Genomic DNA, 17,547 nt, shown 5'->3' with positions numbered 1-17,547 from the left:
GGACTGACAGCCGCGACTCCTGCCCTGAGCGTCCCGGTGCTTTCCTGCCCCATGCGCATCCTCACGCTCACCAATCTCTACCCGCCCTTCTACGTCGGCGGTTACGAACTCCGCTGCGCCGCCATCACCGAGGCCTTGCAGGCCCGGGGTCACGAAATCCGCGTGCTGACCAGCGATCACGGCCTCGACTCCGCCCCGCCACCGGCCGGTCAGCCGCATGTGCACCGCCAGCTCCGCGTCCATGGCTACTACGGGCACCCCTGGCTGCCGCTCAGCGAGCTCCAGCACCTGGAGATTCACAACAATGACACGCTGCGCAGGCACATCGCGGACTTCCGGCCGGACGTCGTGCATGTGTGGTGCATGAACGGCCTTTCGAAGTCGCTCTGCCTCACGCTGCAGCAGTTGGGCGTGCGCGTGGTGTATGATGTGAGCGATCACTGGATCCTCCGCAGCCTGAAGGCGGATGTGTGGCTCGACTGGTGGAACCGCCGCGAAGGCTCGCTCGGTGCCCAGGCGCAGCGCCTGGTGTGGACCCTGCTGGGCCGCCAGCGACGTCTCAGTCCGCTCGCCCCCACGAACCCGGTCAGCGACATCCGCTTTCCACGTCTCTACTTCACCAGCGCCCGGCTTCGCGAGCTCACCGCGCAGCAGGGCTACGATGTCGGTCATGGCGGTGTGATCCACTGCCCGGTGGATACGGAGCACTTCAGCGGCTCCCCCGCCCTGCGCGATCCACGGCGCTGGCTCTGGGTCGGCCGTTTGGCGGAGGACAAAGGCATCCACACCGCCCTCCGTGCGCTGGCGCTGCTGAAGGAGAATTTTCATGGCGAACTGCGTGTCTATGGCAAGGGCGACGCCAGCTACGTGGACGGCTTGAAACGCTTCGCCGAGGAGCATCACCTGCCCGTCTCCTGGCACAGCGCCACGCCGGACCAGATGCCGGCGATCTATCGCAGCCACGATGCCCTCCTGTTCACCTCGGAGTGGGAGGAACCCTTCGCGCTCACACCGCTGGAGGCCATGAGCTGCGGTCTTCCGGTCATCGGCACACTGACCGGCGGAAGCCGCGAGCTCTTCCGCCATGCCGACAACGCACTCACCTACGACGCGGGCGATGCGGGCCATCTGGCCGAGCGCATCCGCCTGCTGCAAAAAGATGCCGCGCTGCGCAACCGCATCACCATCAACGGCCACGAGGAGGTCCGCCGCCGCTTCGCCATGGAGCCGATCGTTGACCAAGTGGAGGAATTCCTGGCCGCATGAGCACTCGTTTCACCCTGGATGGCAGCGACGCGCTGGAGCAGCACCTTGCCAAAGTCTGCGACGACGTGCGGGAAGGCGTGAAAGCGCTCATCCCCGCCGCGAAGCTCGAAGGCCTCGCCCTCGCCGGTGGCTACGGCCGCGGAGAAGGCGGCGTTTTGCGCACAGCGGGCAGTGACGAGCCCTACAACGACATCGAGTTCTTCGTCTTTGTCCGCGGCAGCACGTTTCTGAACGAGCGTCGTTTCAAGAAGAAGCTGCACGCGCTCGGAGAACGTCTGACGCCTTCCGCCGGCGTGGAAGTGGAGTTCAAGGTGATCTCCGCCGACGAACTGCGCCGCGCGCAGACCAGCATGTTCTACTACGATCTCGTCATGGGCCATCGCTGGCTCATTGGCGATGACCGGCTGCTCGAAGGAACCGCGCATCATCGCGACGCGTCACTCATTCCGCTGCGCGAGGCCACGCGCCTGCTCTTCAACCGCTGCTCCGGTCTGCTTTTCGCCCGGGAGCGCCTCCAGCGCAGCGTTTTCACACCCGACGACGCCGACTTCGTCGCCCGCAACATCGCCAAGGCCCAGCTCGCGCTCGGAGATGCGCTGCTGGCGGCGGAAGGCCGTTATCACTGGAGCTGTCGCGAGAGGCATCAGCGCCTCCAGGCGGATGCGGCCCTGCGCCGGCATCACGCCATCGGCGTGGAGTTCAAACTGCATCCACAGCGCTCCACGCAGAACCGGGAGGACCTCGCAACACTGCATGCGGAGGTTGCCGCGCTTGCGCACAGCCTCTTCCTCGAAATCGAAGGACGTCGGCTGCGGACCCCCTTCGCCTCCATCTGCGAATACGCCCACAACGGCGACAACAAGTGCCCGGAGCAGCCATTGTGGAAGAACATCCTTCAGCACCTGCGCATGCCCCATGTGCCGCTTGGCGTGCCGCAGCCGATCGAACGGCATCCACGTGAGTCGCTGCTGCACGCGCTGTGCCTGATGCTGTGGGACGACCTTCCAGTCACCAGCCAGCGCATCCAGTCCTACACGACCCTCTGGCATCGCTTCAACTAGCCCCCTCACTTGCGGGCGATGCAAAGCTGAGTCGCAGCACGCAGAATGAAGACGCACCCCATGAACATTCTCGTCATCTACCCCTACATTCCGTATCCGATCGACCGCGGAACGTATCAGCGCACCTTCCACCTCCTGCGCGAGCTGGCCCGCGAACACACGGTGGACCTCATCGCCTTGAGCGAGAATGGCGAGCGCCTGGAACACCGGCCCGTGTTTGAAGCCTTCTGCCGCGAGGTGACCTTCGTTCCCTTCCAGCATCCGCAGTGGCCCAAACTGTTCCCGAACCGTCTTCTCAACCTCACCCCTTCGTCGATCCGCCACTGGCAGCTCCCGCACATCGCCGAAGTCATCCGCCAGCAGGTCAAAAGCCGGCGCTATGACCTCGTCCATGTGTGCGACATCGTCCTGGCCCAGTATTTCCTCGACGAGCACAAGGACATCCCGCTCAGCATCGACCGCAGCCGCGTGGATCTGCAGTTCCAGACGCAGCAGGCCGCGTTCAACACCCACAACATCAAGGACAAGTTCCTCGCCGGCGAACATCTGGCCAAGATGTGGCTCTTTGAGCGCAAGGTGGCGCGGCGCAGCCAGCTCCAGGTGCTGTGCGGACCGGATGACGAGGTCTTTGTGCGTCAGCGCATCAGCCAGGAAGTGCCGCTCCAGGTGATCGCCAACGGCGTCGATCTCGACTACTTCAAAGCGGACCCGGAACCCGGCCCCCTGGCCGCACAGCCCACGGTGCTGTTCTGCGGCGCGATGGACTACACGCCGAATGTGGATGCGCTGCGCTGGTTCTTCAGCGGCATTCACGAACGCGTGTTGAAGGCCGTGCCGAATCTCCAGGTGCTGATCGTCGGCAAATCGCCCCTGCCGGAAGTGCAGGCCTACGCCACGCGGCCCGGCGTCACCGTCACGGGCAGCGTTGAGGACGTGCGGCCTTTCTACCGTCGCTCGTGGCTGCAAATGGTGCCCCTGCGCATCGGCGGCGGCACACGTTTGAAGATCGTCGAGAGCCTCGCCATCGGCACGCCGGTCGTTTCGACGACGATTGGTGCCCAAGGCCTCGATTTGAAGCATGACACCAACATCCTGCTGGCGGACACGATTGAAACCTTCGCGGATCAGATCGTCCGTGCGTTGCAGAATCCACCCCTGCGCGAGCATCTGCGCGTGAATGGCATCCGCACGGCCCGGGAACGCTTCGGCTGGCGTCAGATCGGCGCGAAACTGTGCCGCGCCATCGAATCACGCTTCGAACCGGACCGCCGTCGCCAGATCCGCATCATGGACGTGCCCTTTGATGTCGTCACCATGGCGCAGACGGTCGAACGCATCGGCGACATGGTGACCTCCCGTCAGCCGCATTACCTCGCCACGGCCAACGTGGACTTCCTGGTGCAATCCTCCCGCGACACGGAGCTGCGGCGCATCCTCGACAAGGCGCACATGGTCGTCTGCGACGGCACCCCGCTCGTCTGGCTCTCGAAATGGCTCGGGCGGCCGCTGCCGGAGCGCGTGGCCGGATCCGACCTCGTTCCCGAACTGCTCGCCAAGGCGGAGAAGGCAGGCTGGCGCGTTTTTTTTCTCGGAGGCGAGCGTGGCGTGCTCGCCGAAGCCGTGCGGAATGTGGAGACGCAGTATCCGGAGCTTGAGGTGGCGGGCGCTTACTCCCCGCCGTTCGCGCCCCTGGACAAGATGAACCACGACGCGATCAACCGCCGCATCCGCGAGGCAGCACCGGACATCCTGCTCGTCTCCTTCGGCTGTCCGAAGCAGGAGAAATGGATCGCGCGGAACTACCAGGCGCTCGGGGTGCCGGTGAGCGTCGGCGTGGGGGCCACGATCGACTTCCTGGCCGGCTCGATGCGCCGCGCACCGGTGTGGATGCGCCGATGCGGCCTCGAATGGGTCTTCCGCCTGCTGCAGGAGCCACGCCGTTTGCTGAAGCGCTACGCGGCCGATCTCGCCGTGTTTGGCTGCGGTTCCATCCTGGAGCTGACCAGTTCGCTGATCTTCCACAAATCCGCCCGCCCATGATCAAGATCGCCCTCTCCACCAGCGTGATGCAGCGCGGCAAAAGCGGCGTGGGCCAGTATGTGCTGGCGCTCACGCGGGCGCTGATGGCGCATGCACACGAGGCGCAGTTTCACCTTCTCGTGCTGGAGGAGGACCTGCCGCTGTTCGACTTCGCCCGTGAGCACATGAAAATCGTGCCCGTCTCCGAACGCTGGCGTCCGGCCGTGAAGAACATCCTGTGGCATCAAACCATCCTGCCCGGCTGGCTGGCACGCGAGCAGATCGATGTGATGCACGTGCCCAGCTACCGCCGCATGCTGCGGGCCGCTCCCAGCCGCCTCGTCTCCACGATTCATGACCTGGCCCCTTTCCATGTGCGGGGCAAATACGACCTGGCCCGCATGCTGTACGGCCGCGTCGTGGTGAAACATCTCGCACGACGGCAGGACCAGATCATCACCGTGAGCACGAACACCGCGCGTGACGTGGAGCGCTTCTTCGGCATCCCGCTGGAGCAGCAGAAGGTCATCCTCAACGGCATCGATCATGGCCGGTTCAATCCTGGCGACCCGCAAGCAGCCGACGAAAGGGTGCGCTCACGCTGGCAGCTCGATCGACCGTTCTTCCTCTACGTCTCACGGCTTGAACATCCGGCGAAGAACCACGTGCGCCTCATCGAGGCCTTCGACCGCTTCAAGAAGCATTCGGACAGCCCGTGGCAGCTCGTGCTGGCCGGGAGCGACTGGCACGGCGCGGAGCACATCCATGCGGCCGCCAAAGCCTCCCCCAACGCCGCCGACATCCGCTTTACCGGCTTTGTCGAGGACGCGGTGCTGCCGGACCTCTACCGCGCCGCCTCGTGCATGATCTATCCTTCGTTGTTCGAAGGTTTCGGCCTGCCGCCGGTCGAGGCCATGGCCTGCGGCACGCCGGTGATCAGCTCCATCTCCGGATCGCTCGATGAAGTCGTGGCCCATGCCGCGCAGATCGTCGATCCGCTCAATGCAGGCGACATCGCGGAGGCGATGCGCTTCATCGCCGACTCGCCCGTGCGTCGCGAGAACCTCGTGCGAGCTGGTTTGGAAAATGCGCGACGCTTTGACTGGGGGGAAAACGCCGCCCAGGTGATGGCGGCTTATCTGGGATGATTCCCCCACCTGGGGGGATTGTCCCCGCCACAGGTGAGGCGCACTTTTGAGGACCATGTCAGACCTAGCCCTCACTCCTTCATCCCCGAACCATCTGCGCCCCCGCGTGCTGCGGCGTCGGGCGCTGGCCCGGAGACGCGCGGAGGTGATGCTCGACCTGGAACCGGCCGTGGAAGCGGCCGCGCCTGCGGCGGCGTCCATCAAGCTGCCGTTTGATCCGCTGCGGCTCATCGACGCGCTGGTGCGTCGCTGGTGGTTGATGCTCGTCGCAGGCGGTGCCCTGGCCGCGGGCATGTTTGTCGTCGGTTATGACCGCTTTGAGACCCTCCACACCGCCCGGGCGCAATTGATCAAGCAGGAGGCCGCGGCCGCCTTCCGCCAGTCCGATTCCGGCGAATCCTTCCGCCCGCGGGACATGACGATCCCGACTTTCATCAAGCTGATGTACAACGGCAACGTCGTCGAGGCGGCCGCCAAGCGCCTGCAAGGCCGCTACGATGAACGCGTGATCCGTTCCGGCCTCGTCATCGCCCCGGAACGCAACACCGAGGTCGTCTCCATCAGCATGACGGGCAATCAGAGCGCGCAGGCCTCCCTCGAGATCCTGCAGGCCTACATCTCCGAGGTGCTGATGCTCGCCCGTGACCTCCAGCGCGGTTCTGCCACGGAGATGCGCGAGTTCCTCCAGCAGCAGATCGGGCGCACCGATGCCGATCTCGTGAAGGCGAATGAAGAACTGCTCGCCTACGCGAAGCGCGAGCAGCTCGTCGATGCGGACAAGCAGATGGACGCGTGGCTCGGCGAACTGGGCAATTTCACGCTGAAATACGAGACCCTGAAGCTCGATCACGAGACGCTCGACCTGCGCATCCAGGGCGTGGAGAAGGAGCTCGACAAGGTGGACACGAACGCCGCGCGTCTCGACGCCGCACGTCGTCAGGTGGCCGAGCTCGCAGTGCGCTACACCGACGAGCATCCCACCATGATCGAGGCGCGTGAAAAGCTGGCCGCCATGGAGGAGCAGATGAAGCACCTCGGCCCGCGTGCCGACGCCCCGCCCAAACCCGGCGAAAGCGCGGTGGCGGAAAGCCTTTATCTCGAACTCGTGCGCCTCCGGTCGGAGAAGAAGGTGATGCAGGAGCAGCTCGGCAAGCTGGACACCGTGCGCAGCGGCTTGAACGAGCGCCTGGCCCAGCTCCCGCGCAAGGCGATGGAATACGCCAGCATCAAATCCAAGCAGCAGACCCTCAAGGCGTCGCGCGACCTGCTGGCCAGCCGCCAGCGTGAGGCGGCGCTGTTTGAAGAGGATGCCCAGGGCTACTTCAAGCTCTTCGCCATGGACCGTCCGCAGGACGTGCTCTCGGTGAAGCCCACGCAGAAGCTCGCGATGGTCACGGGCGGCGGTTTCGCCGCAGGAGCCGGCGTGGTGGCCCTGCTGGCGATCATTTTCACCCTCCTCGACAGCCGCATCCGCAGCGCGGGTGATCTGAAACGCGCCACCGGCGTGCCCGTCATCGGTCTGCTGCCTCAGGACCAGCGCCAGCTTCATGAAAGCGAGGAAGCCTGGGCCTTCCGCACCTGGACACGGCTGCAGCCCATGCTCGTCATTCCCGCCCGTGGCGAGGCCACCCTGTGCGGCCTGATGCATGCCGACGACGCGGCCACCGCCACGCGCATGACGCGCATGCTGGCCATGGCCGCCGTGCGCCGCGGCCTCGGCTGCCTCACGATCTCGCCTGAAGGAGACGTGGACATCGACGAGGCCTTGCGCGAGCCGGAGCGTGTCATCGAGCACCTGCGCGAATCGCCTGAAAGCGTGTGCTCCCTCCGCGTTGGTGACGACTGGAGCTGGAACGCCGCTCAGCGACAGCAGTGGCTGGCCGCGATGAATGTGTGGCGCACCACACCGCAGCTCGTGATCCTCATCACTCTACCGTCCGTGGAGCAGCCGGAGGCCCTGCTCGTGGCCGAGCGTCTGCCCAATCTCCTCTGGGCTGGCAGCAGCGGCGGTGCCCGTGTGCAGAATGTCAGCGACGCGCTGCGCATGTATCGGGACGCCGGCTGCCGCCTCGTCGCCGCGGTGCTGGACCACGCGCCCACGCTCAAACCGCTCGCCCTCGCACGTTTCGCGGCGCTGCTGGTGCTCTCATCGACCTTCCTCCACGCCGCGCCCGCCAGCCAGCCCTTGCTCCTCGGCCCCGGCGACGCGGTGAACATCCACATGCCCGGATTCCAGGGCCACGAGCGCTCCGAGATCACCATCGGCCCCGATGGCCGCCTCACCTACCTCCAGGCTCGCGACATCCACGTGGCCGGCCTTTCTCTCGATCAGTTGCGGGAGAAGCTCACCACCGAACTGCGCCGCTACTATCGCAACGCCAAGGTCGTCGTCACGCCCTTCACCTTTCAAAGCCGCAAGGTTTACGTGCTTGGCAAAGTGGTGAAGAAAGGCGCGATCAATCTCGACCGCCCCATGAGCATCCTGGAGATCGTCGCCGAGGCCGGAGGCCTCGAAACCGGTCTGTTCCAGCAAAACACCGTCGAACTGGCCGATCTCGGCCGCAGCTTCCTCATGCGCGGCCAGCAGCGCGTGCCGGTGAATCTCGAATCGCTCTTCCTGCATGGCGACATGACGCAAAACGTCCCCGTCGAGCCGGGCGACTACCTTTACTTCCCCTCCGCGAACTCCAACGAGATCTACGTCCTCGGCGATGTGAAGATGCAGGGCACGCAGGGCCTGCTGGCCCACACCAGCGTGCACAGCGCCATCACCACCGCAGGCGGCTTCACACAGAAGGCTTACACGCGCCGGGTGCTGGTCGTCCGCGGCTCGCTGGAGAAGCCGGAGCGCTTCGTGGTGGACATGGACGACGTGCTCACCGCCCGCGACAAAGGGTTCCGCCTGGAGCCGAAGGACATCGTTTACATCGCCGACCGCCCCTGGGCGCGGGCGGAGGAGCTGCTGAACCTCGCCATCAATGCCTTCCTGCAAGGCGCGGTCTCCAGTTGGACGAACCACAACATCGGCCCCTACATCCAGAATCCCATTCTTCCCTCGATCCGGTGAATCTGCCCTCATTGCTTGCGCAATCTAACCAAGTCTTACCCTCGCCTACGACAAGGTTTAGGAAAAAAGCGTTGTCTGCCCAGGCTGCCATGCCGTTTAGTTTCTCCATGTTCGATTCCATCAACGGTTCCAGCAACGGTTCCAGCACCCTCAAGACACTGCGCGTCGGCGTTGTCGAGGATGACGCCACTCTGCGTCTGTTCCTCAAGAAGCTGATTCAGAAACCGTCGAACGGCTTTGAGTTCGTGGGAGCCTGGGAATCGGCCGAGGAAGCCGCCCAACCCATCGCCGAGACACGGCCGCACGTCGTCATCGTCGATCTGGAGCTGCCGAAGGTTTCCGGCATCGAATTGATCCGCCAGATGTCGCCACGACTCAGCAACACCGCCTTTGTCGTCCTCACCATTCACGATGATCCGGACAAGGTCTTCGCCGCGCTGCGTGCCGGTGCCAACGGTTACCTGCTGAAGTCCTCCCGGCCCAATGAGATCGCCACCGGCGTCCGTCAGGCCAGCGAGGGCGGCTCCCCGCTCAGCCAGGAGATCGCCCGCCTGCTCATCAAGAGCTTTCAGGAGCCCGTGGTGCCGCAGAAAAAGGAAATCCCCGGCCTCACGCCCCGCGAAAGCCAGATCCTCGAACGCCTCGCCCAGGGCATGGTCCCCAAGGAGGTCGCCCACGACCTCGGCATCAGCTACGAGACCGTGCGCGACTACCTGAAGGCCGTGTACGCCAAGCTCCACGTCCGCTCCCGCACCGAGGCGGTCATCAAGTATCTCGAGCACCAGCAGTAAGCCGCAGAGCGGGAGAGCTGAGAGATCAGGATAGGGACGCGCTTCATCCTTCGCGCTTCCTGAGACGGAGCATCGATGCGCCTCGCCCCTGGGCTTGGAAGTACGTTGTTCACGCTTCACCGTGCCTCTTCCCGTCGCCTCCAACTCTCCACCTCTTCCGCATTCGTCATTCGTCATTCGTCATTCGTCATTCGTCATTCCTTCTCCCTCACCTGCGGGGATTGTCCCACCCGCGCCCTTCGCGACGGTTTCCGCATGTTCTTGAAACCGTGCTCCCTGCCACTGCTTCTCATCCTTTCCTCCTGCTCGCTGGTCAAAGGCCCCCGCTTCGACGCCCGCGACGACTCCGCAGCCGCCCCCGCCTTCACCCAATCCGCACCGAAGGCCGCCATCGACCCGCAGTGGCTCCAAAAACCCGACAAAGCCTACACCCTCGGCCCGGGCGACAAATTGGAGATCGAGATCCTCGGCGAGACCGGCACGCGCACCGACACCTTCGTCACGCCGGACGCAAAGATCTACTATGACCTGCTTCCCGGCCTCGATGTGGCAGGCAAGACCACGCAGCAGCTCCAGACCGAGCTCGAAACCCAGCTCACGAAGTACTACAAGCAGCCGCAGGTCGCCGTCACGCTGCGGGATGCCGTCAGCCAGCGCGTGTGGGTGCTGGGGCGGCTCAATGCCCCCGGCATCTACCCGCTGAAGCAGCCCATGCGCGTGCTGGATGCCATCTCGCAGGCGGGCGGGCTCTTCACCTCCCGCTTCACCGGCACCACCGAGGAGCTCGCCGATCTCCAGCACAGCTTCCTCATCCGTCGCGGCCGCATGCTGCCCGTAGATTTTCAAAAGCTCGTGCGTGAGGGCGATATGACGCAGAACGTCTATCTGGAGCCTGATGACTATGTTTATCTGCCCTCCGCGCTCACGAATGAAGTCTATGTGCTCGGTGCCGTCACCGAGCCACGGCCCATCGGCTTCATGAGCGATATGAATCTCATGTCCGCGCTCGGTCGCGGTCTCGGTATCCGGCCGGATGCCGATCTGAGAAAGGTCTCCATCATCCGCGGCTCGCTCACCGAGCCAAAGATCGCCACCGTGAATGCGCTCGACATCATGACCGGCAAGGCCACCAACGTCACCTTGGAGCCGGGCGACATCGTCTATGTGCCCGGCGCGGGCAGCATCTCGCCCATCCACCTCGCCAAAGAAGCCGTGAACACCTTCGTGCGCCTCGTCGCCGCCACGGAAGGCAGCCACGCAGGCGCACCGAATGCGCAGAGCATCGGCTTGAACGTCAACATCGGCGGAGGAAGCAACTGATGAGCACGAAACGCATCCGCCCGCTCCTCATCGCCGAGGCGGCGAATCCCGCGCTCACCAGCGCCGCGCTCGTCGGCTGGTCCTGCGTGCAGGCCATCGCCGCGGAGACCGATGCGCACATCGTCACCGAGTGGCGCAATCGCGATGACTTCATCAAGGCGGGCCTTGTCGAGGGCAAGGACTTCACCGCCATCAACAACCGCCGCCTCCAACACCTCTCGTGGAGCCTCACGAACAAGCTCAGCGGCAAGAGCAACTTCAGTTGGAGCCTCTACGCGCTGCTCTCGAATCTCGTCTATCCCTTCTTCGAGCGCACGCTGTGGCGCGAGTTCGAGCCGCGCTTCAAAGCGGGCGAGTTTGATCTCGTCCACCGCATCCTGCCCCTCTCACCCACCACACCGAGCTGGATCGCGCCGCGGCTCAAGAAGATCGGCATGCCCTTTGCCCTCGGCCCGCTCAATGGCGGCGTGCCTTGGCCGAAGGGCTTTGACGAGCTGCGCCGCAATGAACGCGATGCCGCCGGCAAGCTGCGGGCGCTTTACAAACTCACGCCCGGCATCACCGCCACGCGTGAATGCGCCAGCGCCATCCTCACCGCCTCACGCACCACCCTGCGGGAGATGCCGGAAAACGTGCGCGACCGCTGCGTCTTCATCCCCGAGAATGCCGTCGATCTCGCCAAGTTCCCGCTCACGCCGCGTGACGCCCCCGATTTGAGCAGTGAGCAGCCGCTGCGCCTTTCCTTCGTCGGCCGACTCGTCGCGCTGAAGGGCGTGGACATGCTACTCGAAGCCGCCGCGCCCTTGCTGAAGGCCGGTGGAGCCACGCTCGACATCATTGGCGATGGACCCGAGCGCGGCCGCTTGCAGTCGATGATCGAATCGCTCGGCCTCACGGCCTCCGTGCGCATGGAAGGCTGGATCGATCATGCGAAGCTCGGTCCGCGACTGCGCGAGAGCGATCTGTTTGTCTTCCCCAGCATCCGCGAGTTCGGCGGCGGCGCGGTGCTGGAGGCCATGGCGCTCGGTGTGCCGCCCGTCGTGCTCGATCACGGCGGCCCGCCCGAGCTCGTCCCGCCCGGCACCGGCTTCGTCCTGCCCATGACCACGCGTGACGACATCATCACGCGCCTGCGAGACCTCCTCCTCAACGTCCAAACCCAGCGCGACATGCTCGCCGAAACCGGCCGCCGCGCCCAGGACCACGTCCGCACCTACTACACCTGGCCCGCCAAGGCGAAACAGATCGTCGAAGTCTATCACTGGCTCCTCGGCCACCGCCCCACCAAGCCCGACTGGGGCACGCCGATGGGGAGCGGTTCCTAGTTCTCAGTTCTCAGTTCTCAGTTCTCAACGCGAAGCACCAACAGAGAACAGCGAACAGAGAACCTCTCCCTTCTCCCAGTCTCCCAGTCTCCCAGTCTCATGGTCTCCAAGTCTCCCAGTCTCTTCAAAATCCCTTCCCTCGACGGCTTGCGAGCGGTCGCGATCGGGATCGTGTTCCTGAGTCATGCGGGGCTGTCGCATGTCGTGCCGGGGTTGTTTGGGGTGACGGTGTTCTTCTTCCTCAGCGGCTACCTCATCACCACGCTGATGCGGATGGAGTGCGAACGCACGGGCGGGGTGAACCTGCGGGATTTTTATCTGCGCCGGGCGCTGCGCATCTTTCCGCCGTTCTACCTCGTGCTGGCGGTCATCACGCTGCTCGCGGCAAAGGGCTGGGTGGAGGGCGGCTTCAGTTGGCAGGCCATGGCGGCGCAGGCGGGCTTCATTTCCAATTTTTGGGAGATCAACGGCGGGCTTCAGCCGGCGGGCACGGAGGTCATGTGGTCGCTCGCGGTGGAGGAGCACTTCTATTTGCTCTTCCCGCTGCTCTACCTCGGGCTGCGAAAGCTTCTGCCGGATCGCAGGCATCAGTTCATCGTCCTCATGGGCCTCGCCGGGCTGGTGCTCGCGTGGCGGATGCTGCTCGTGCATCACTGGCAGGTGATCGACCTCCACAACGGCAGCAGCCATCATCCGCGCACCTGCCATGGCACGGACACCCGCTTCGACGGCCTGCTCTTCGGCTGCGCCCTCGCCGTCTGGCAAAATCCCGCGCTCGATCCCGGCGGCCTGCCGCGTCGCCCCCTGCTCTTCGTCCTGCTGCCCCTCAGCCTCGTCGTGCTGCTTGGCAGCTTCGTCCTGCGCGATGTCGCCTTCCGCGAGACCTGGCGCTACACGGTTCAAGGCCTCGCCCTCGTCCCCGTCTTCATCGCCGTCATCCGCCATCCCGATTGGCTGCCCTTCCGCTTCCTCAACTGGCCCTGGGTCCGCAAAGTCGGCGTCCTCTCCTATGCCTTCTACCTCGTCCACTCCCTCGTCCTGGCCGTCCTAAAGACCCACGCACCGATTTCCAAGCTCGCCCAAGGCGTCACCGCCTTCGTGCTCTCTCTCCTCCTCGCCTGGCTCATGCACGAAGGAATCGAAAAGCCCTGCGCGAAGCTGAAGAAGCGGTTTGCGGCGAAGTGAGCAACCGCCGTCTTTGGCCAAGCGATACGCCGTTTTGAAAGCTGACGGGTGACAGGAAAGATCTTCGCTTTTCGAAGCCCAGTCTGTTCCCTGAATCAAGCAATCGAAGCGATCTGTGGCTGCTGGAACGGCACAAAGCGTGAAAGGTTCATTCTTTATCTGCCATCCTCGCAGAACCCTTCAATCAAACCTGATTCTGCCCTGTTTTTATGTTTCATTGTTTTCGCATCTTATTAAAACGTTTGTACATTTTTTGCGGCTCCCTCCTCAAACATTTCGATTTTCCTTAGTTTTATTCGAAATTCTCATAGACAAACCGATTCATCCGAATAATCTCGGACTACCCTAGTTTGTATTTCCTCCAAACGCCTTGCATTGAATTCCACAAAATTTAGTTGCGCACAAACTGCCGCTCGGTAAGGGCAGCGCATGGCTTCGACTCCATCTTCAGGTCGCGACCTCCCCTGGTCGTTCCTGGTGGCGTACTTGTCTCTGACCCATAACCAGAAGCAGGTCCTATTCGCCCTCATGCTTTGGCGAATCGGCTTGGTTGACCAGCCACGCGCCTGGCTGGACTCGCCGCTTGACCCCCAGGGGCGCGAGGCTTTCCTGGAATTTGGCAAGCTGAACGACGCGCAAGTGGAGCAGGCCATCAGTCTCTACGAAGCGGAGGCTGCCAGCAGAGGCTTCGATAGCATCTTCAAGGCGCCTAACGCAGACCGCTTGTGGCTTGCAGAGCCAGCATGGACAGCCCCGATCCGTCTCCTCTGCACCACCTGGCAGCTGGAGCAGGAAGGCCATGCCAATGTCCGCGTCGGCATGATCACCAGTCTTCTGGCCGAACTCAATCTGACCCTCTCGAATCCCTCGATGCTTGTACGCTACCATGCGCAGCGCACGCCGCCAGCCATTGAGCTGCTGGACGCCAGCGTGGGGCGTAGCGGCCTCCTCTTCCGTCTCACCGCCGCAGGCAAAAAGGAGGCCTTGGCCTATCGCGATGCCGCCCTCGCTCAGTCACCACCCAAAACACCATGACCGATTCGAAGGATCACCCTGCATAGATTATGGACACCAACACACCACCTCTGGATGGAGCCGCACCACGCGGCTCTTCAAAGAGGTTGTGCAAGCCGTCAAAGCGGGCCGCCAAAACCAAAACCGCATCCCCCTGCGATGACGGGCTCCCTTCGGCTGACATCCTGGCTCAACTCACCGAGCCGATGCGGGAACAGGTTGTGCGGGCATACTGCGACCGAATGGCCGCCAAATCAGCCAATGAGGCGGCGCGCCTGGCGATTGAAAAAATGGCTGCCGAATCCCAGGCTCAGACCGAGCGCTCCAATAGTGCTCGAGAGGATCAAAAAAGCACCAGCGACACTCAGCAAGACATCAAAAGGTCCGACACCCAAAACAGCATCAACTGGATGAATGCCACTGTCGCAAAGCATGTCTGCTACTCTGATATGATCCTGCGCGGGGTCATCGTGCTCCTGTGTTTTGTTATCTTGCTTCTGTGTCTGGTGGTCATCGGAGGAGCCGCCATGAGCAAGGATAGCTGGATGGCGCTTTTTGAGTTCCTGCACTCCTTTAGCCCAGAGCAAATCAGATACTTGTATTGGTTATTTCTCCCACCGGCACTTGTCATAGCACCTCTCCTTTTTCGTTTCGGAATCAAATCCTTGCGAACTAAAACCTCGGCGAACCGGGATGTGGGAAATGAGTCCAGCCTGCCAGCCCCTAAAGGGTGGCTTCATATCCTAAGGCAGGCACTCAACCTTTGGTGATCGAATCAACCGAGCGAGCTGGCCTCGCGGTGCTTGGACTTAACGTCGCTTCGTGAGGTTTGCGGCGTTTCTAGATGCCGCAGGCAAATGCTCCAGCAGTTTGGAGGCGGGTTCGTCGTTGGGGTCTTGGGGGACGAGGTCGCCGCGGAAGGCTTTGCTCAGGGTGGCGGGGGTGAGGCGCTCCACCAGGCGCTGCGCGGTCGCCAGTCGCGCTTCGATCCGGTCCGCCAGCGCGAACAGCGCTTCCACCCGGCGCACGATTTCGGCTTGTTCGGCGAGTGGGGGAACGGGAACCGGCAGAGCGCGAATATCGCGAACGTTAAGGTGTGGTGACGCACTTCCTCCCGTGAGTTCTCGAACTCGTTGGAGGACGAATGGGCTATTCAGCCAGTGCATTAATAAAGCAGACTCATAGCGAGTTGAAGTGCGGAACAACATCATGCGTTGCCCCAAACACAGATCGACTCCCGGAGGGATCATGCATGCGATCCCAAGGATACCGCCCTCTCTACTGTAGAGAATGTCGCCGGGCTCTGGTTTCAGCCGTTCAATTCGTGCCTGAAATGTTTCGTCCGATACATATTGGCGTTGAGACAAATCTAACCTGCCCGGCCGGAAGTTTGTGGTCCTCACGCAGAGTCGTCCAGTTTCAGTCCAACTGGGTGTCGAATGAGGACAGTCCACTACGTGGTCGCACAAATCTTCAAGCCTCTGCCAATGCCACAATGCGTCTATGTCCGGGAAACCTTCAGGAAGGTCATTTACAACGTGTTTTCCTCGTGATGGCTCCCTCCAATCCTCGGTGAGCTGGCCGGAGGTGGCGGCGGCGAGGACGGATTGGCGAAAGCGTTTGAGGAGGTCGGGGACGCGGTCGAGGCGGGCGCGGCAGGCGTCCACCCGCCCCAGCACCGCCTCCAGCTTGTCCGCGATCCGCTTCTGCTCGGCGAGGGGAGCGAGGGGCACTCGAAACTTTGCAACCCGTTTGGGTTGGGCACGCGTTAATGAACCACCGACTCCCGTGAGGTCTTCGCACAAAATCTCACGAAACTCCTGACTGCAAAAGTAGGTGCGCAAGAACTCGGAGTTCATGCCATTGGCTCGCATCACTATCCACTCTGATGAAGCAATCTGCCTTTTATCGGTCTTGGGCATCACCTTCCAGACGCGGTTGATGCGCGGGTTGATCTTGCAGATCAGCACATCATCCGGTTCAACGACTTGCTTGGTAGAACCGATAGCTCGCCCAGCTAGCAACTCGGGGGTGCGAGTTGGAAACGTGGGCACGCTATACAGCTCAAAGACCTCATCAGGATAGTCGGATGGATCTATCGTCTTGGATTTAAGGGCACCTCTGGAAACCTCAACTTCCCAGGCAGCGCTTTGAAGAAGGTGGATTGTGAGCGATGTAAAGAGTCATGACACGCTACCGCAAGACCGAACGAGGAGGCGGACTCTTCAGCGCCATCGAACACGAGCAGGCCGTTGCCGCCAGGACCAGCGGCATCCTCAAGCTGCGCGACCTCATCCCCTGGGAAAGCTTCCGCCCGTTGCTGGAGGATCTCACCGGCTATGCCACACGCGACTGGAAGAAAGGCGGCAAGCCACCCTTCGACCCCGTGCTCATGTTCAAAGTCCTCGTGCTGCAGAAGTTCCACGGGCTCAGCGACGACGCCACCGAGGAGCAAATCTTCGACCGCACCAGCTTTAAAAACTTCCTCGGCCTGCGCATCGGCGACGACATTCCCGACACCAAGACGCTCTGGGACTTCAAACAGCGCATCGAGGCCGATGGCCGCGAAGGCGGACGCAAGCTCTTTGACGCCTTTGGCCTGATGCTTGAAGGCAAAGGCATCGTCGCGCACGAAGGCAGCATCATCGACGCCAGCTTCACCGAAGCCCCGCGCCAGCGCAACGAGCGCGGGCAAAACCAGCGCATCAAGCAGGGCGAACGCCCCGAAGAGTTCGACACCAACCCCGCCGTCGGCCGTCAGAAAGACAGCGAGGCACGCTGGACCAAGAAGAACAACGAGGCCCACTTTGGATGGAAGAACCACGTGAAGGCCGACTTGAAAACCAAGCTCATCCTCAAGTCCAAGACCACGCCCGCCAGCGTGCATGACAGCCAGGTGTTCGAGGAACTGCTCGACGAAAAGGACCAAGCCGTGCTCGCCGACAGCGCCTACCACAGCGCCGAGCATGAAGAGCATCTCATCAAACTCAACGCGCAGGAGTTCCTCATGCGCAAAGCCACGCGTGGTCACCCGCTGAGTGAGGCCGAACAACAGACCAACCACACGATCAGCCGGATGCGTGTGCGGGTGGAGCACATCTTCGCGAGGCTCGCGCACATGGGAGCCGACTGGTGTCGGAGCATCGGGTTGAAACGAGCCACGCAGCACAACCACCTCAGCAACCTGGTTTACAACATGGACCGCTACGCCTGCCTGGTTGGCTAAAGCCGGGCTGCACGCTCAAAAGCCGCGCCAGAGGTGCAAAGATCACACCTGAAGGCACCCACACACCAAAAAAGCTGACCAACAAAGGCCTCCAACCGCCAAATGAAGCGAGAGATGGTCAGCAA

The 17,547-nt window shown here is 62.8% G+C and carries 13 protein-coding genes; 12 read left to right on the top strand and 1 reads right to left on the bottom strand.

Annotated features, from left to right (window positions below; translation table 11 throughout):
• Positions 1–51: 51 nt before the first annotated feature.
• The 11 genes from IAE77_RS22635 to IAE77_RS22585 all read left to right on the top strand — a co-directional run bounded on the left by IAE77_RS22635 (position 52) and on the right by IAE77_RS22585 (position 14,966).
• Entirely contained in the window at positions 52–1,266 is a 1,215-nt protein-coding gene (locus IAE77_RS22635; protein WP_294231664.1) for a glycosyltransferase family 4 protein, read from the top strand.
• Positions 1,263–2,327 carry a hypothetical protein gene (locus IAE77_RS22630; protein ID WP_294231661.1) on the top strand — a complete coding sequence of 355 codons (1,065 nt, stop codon included), beginning with the start codon at positions 1,263–1,265 and terminating at the stop codon, positions 2,325–2,327. Before IAE77_RS22635 ends, IAE77_RS22630 begins: the two co-directional genes overlap by 4 nt.
• A gap of 60 nt (positions 2,328–2,387) precedes the next feature.
• Entirely contained in the window at positions 2,388–4,367 is a 1,980-nt protein-coding gene (locus IAE77_RS22625; RefSeq protein ID WP_294231659.1) for a WecB/TagA/CpsF family glycosyltransferase, read from the top strand.
• A complete protein-coding gene (locus IAE77_RS22620) occupies positions 4,364–5,494 on the top strand; it encodes a glycosyltransferase family 1 protein (RefSeq protein WP_294231657.1) in 1,131 nt (376 codons plus the stop codon). Before IAE77_RS22625 ends, IAE77_RS22620 begins: the two co-directional genes overlap by 4 nt.
• A 55-nt stretch (positions 5,495–5,549) precedes the next feature.
• A complete protein-coding gene (locus tag IAE77_RS22615) occupies positions 5,550–8,561 on the top strand; it encodes a polysaccharide biosynthesis/export family protein (protein ID WP_294231655.1) in 3,012 nt (1,003 codons plus the stop codon).
• 107 nt (positions 8,562–8,668) lie between these two features.
• Positions 8,669–9,352, top strand: a complete 684-nt coding sequence (locus IAE77_RS22610) for a response regulator transcription factor (RefSeq protein ID WP_294231653.1) — start codon at positions 8,669–8,671, stop codon at positions 9,350–9,352.
• A gap of 255 nt (positions 9,353–9,607) precedes the next feature.
• Positions 9,608–10,672, top strand: a complete 1,065-nt coding sequence (locus tag IAE77_RS22605) for a polysaccharide biosynthesis/export family protein (RefSeq protein ID WP_294231651.1) — start codon at positions 9,608–9,610, stop codon at positions 10,670–10,672.
• Positions 10,672–11,997 (top strand): glycosyltransferase family 4 protein, encoded by a 1,326-nt coding sequence (locus tag IAE77_RS22600; RefSeq protein WP_294231648.1) that lies wholly within the window; start codon positions 10,672–10,674, stop codon positions 11,995–11,997. The genes IAE77_RS22605 and IAE77_RS22600 overlap by 1 nt, the downstream gene beginning before the upstream one ends.
• A 99-nt stretch (positions 11,998–12,096) precedes the next feature.
• Entirely contained in the window at positions 12,097–13,182 is a 1,086-nt protein-coding gene (locus IAE77_RS22595; protein ID WP_294231646.1) for an acyltransferase, read from the top strand.
• A gap of 528 nt (positions 13,183–13,710) precedes the next feature.
• The gene (locus IAE77_RS22590; RefSeq protein ID WP_294231643.1) at positions 13,711–14,217 is read left to right on the top strand and encodes a hypothetical protein; all 507 of its coding nucleotides are present in this window, start codon (positions 13,711–13,713) and stop codon (positions 14,215–14,217) included.
• Between the two features lie 29 nt (positions 14,218–14,246).
• Entirely contained in the window at positions 14,247–14,966 is a 720-nt protein-coding gene (locus IAE77_RS22585; RefSeq protein WP_294231641.1) for a hypothetical protein, read from the top strand.
• Between the two features lie 39 nt (positions 14,967–15,005).
• Here the strand turns inward: IAE77_RS22585 and IAE77_RS22580 are convergent, their stop codons facing one another.
• Positions 15,006–16,250: a restriction endonuclease subunit S gene (locus tag IAE77_RS22580; protein WP_294231638.1), complete on the bottom strand. Its 1,245-nt coding sequence runs from the start codon at positions 16,248–16,250 to the stop codon at positions 15,006–15,008.
• 131 nt (positions 16,251–16,381) lie between these two features.
• Between IAE77_RS22580 and IAE77_RS22575 the strand changes: the two genes are divergently transcribed.
• The gene (locus IAE77_RS22575; RefSeq protein ID WP_294231636.1) at positions 16,382–17,422 is read left to right on the top strand and encodes an IS5 family transposase; all 1,041 of its coding nucleotides are present in this window, start codon (positions 16,382–16,384) and stop codon (positions 17,420–17,422) included.
• The last annotated feature ends 125 nt before the right edge of the window (positions 17,423–17,547 follow it).

Origin of the sequence: Prosthecobacter sp. (genome assembly GCF_014879935.1) — a bacterium.
Taxonomy (GTDB): Bacteria; Verrucomicrobiota; Verrucomicrobiia; order Verrucomicrobiales; family Verrucomicrobiaceae; genus Prosthecobacter.
The sequence above is the reverse complement of the archived record's forward strand: the minus strand, read 5'-3'. Positions and strand labels throughout refer to the sequence as shown.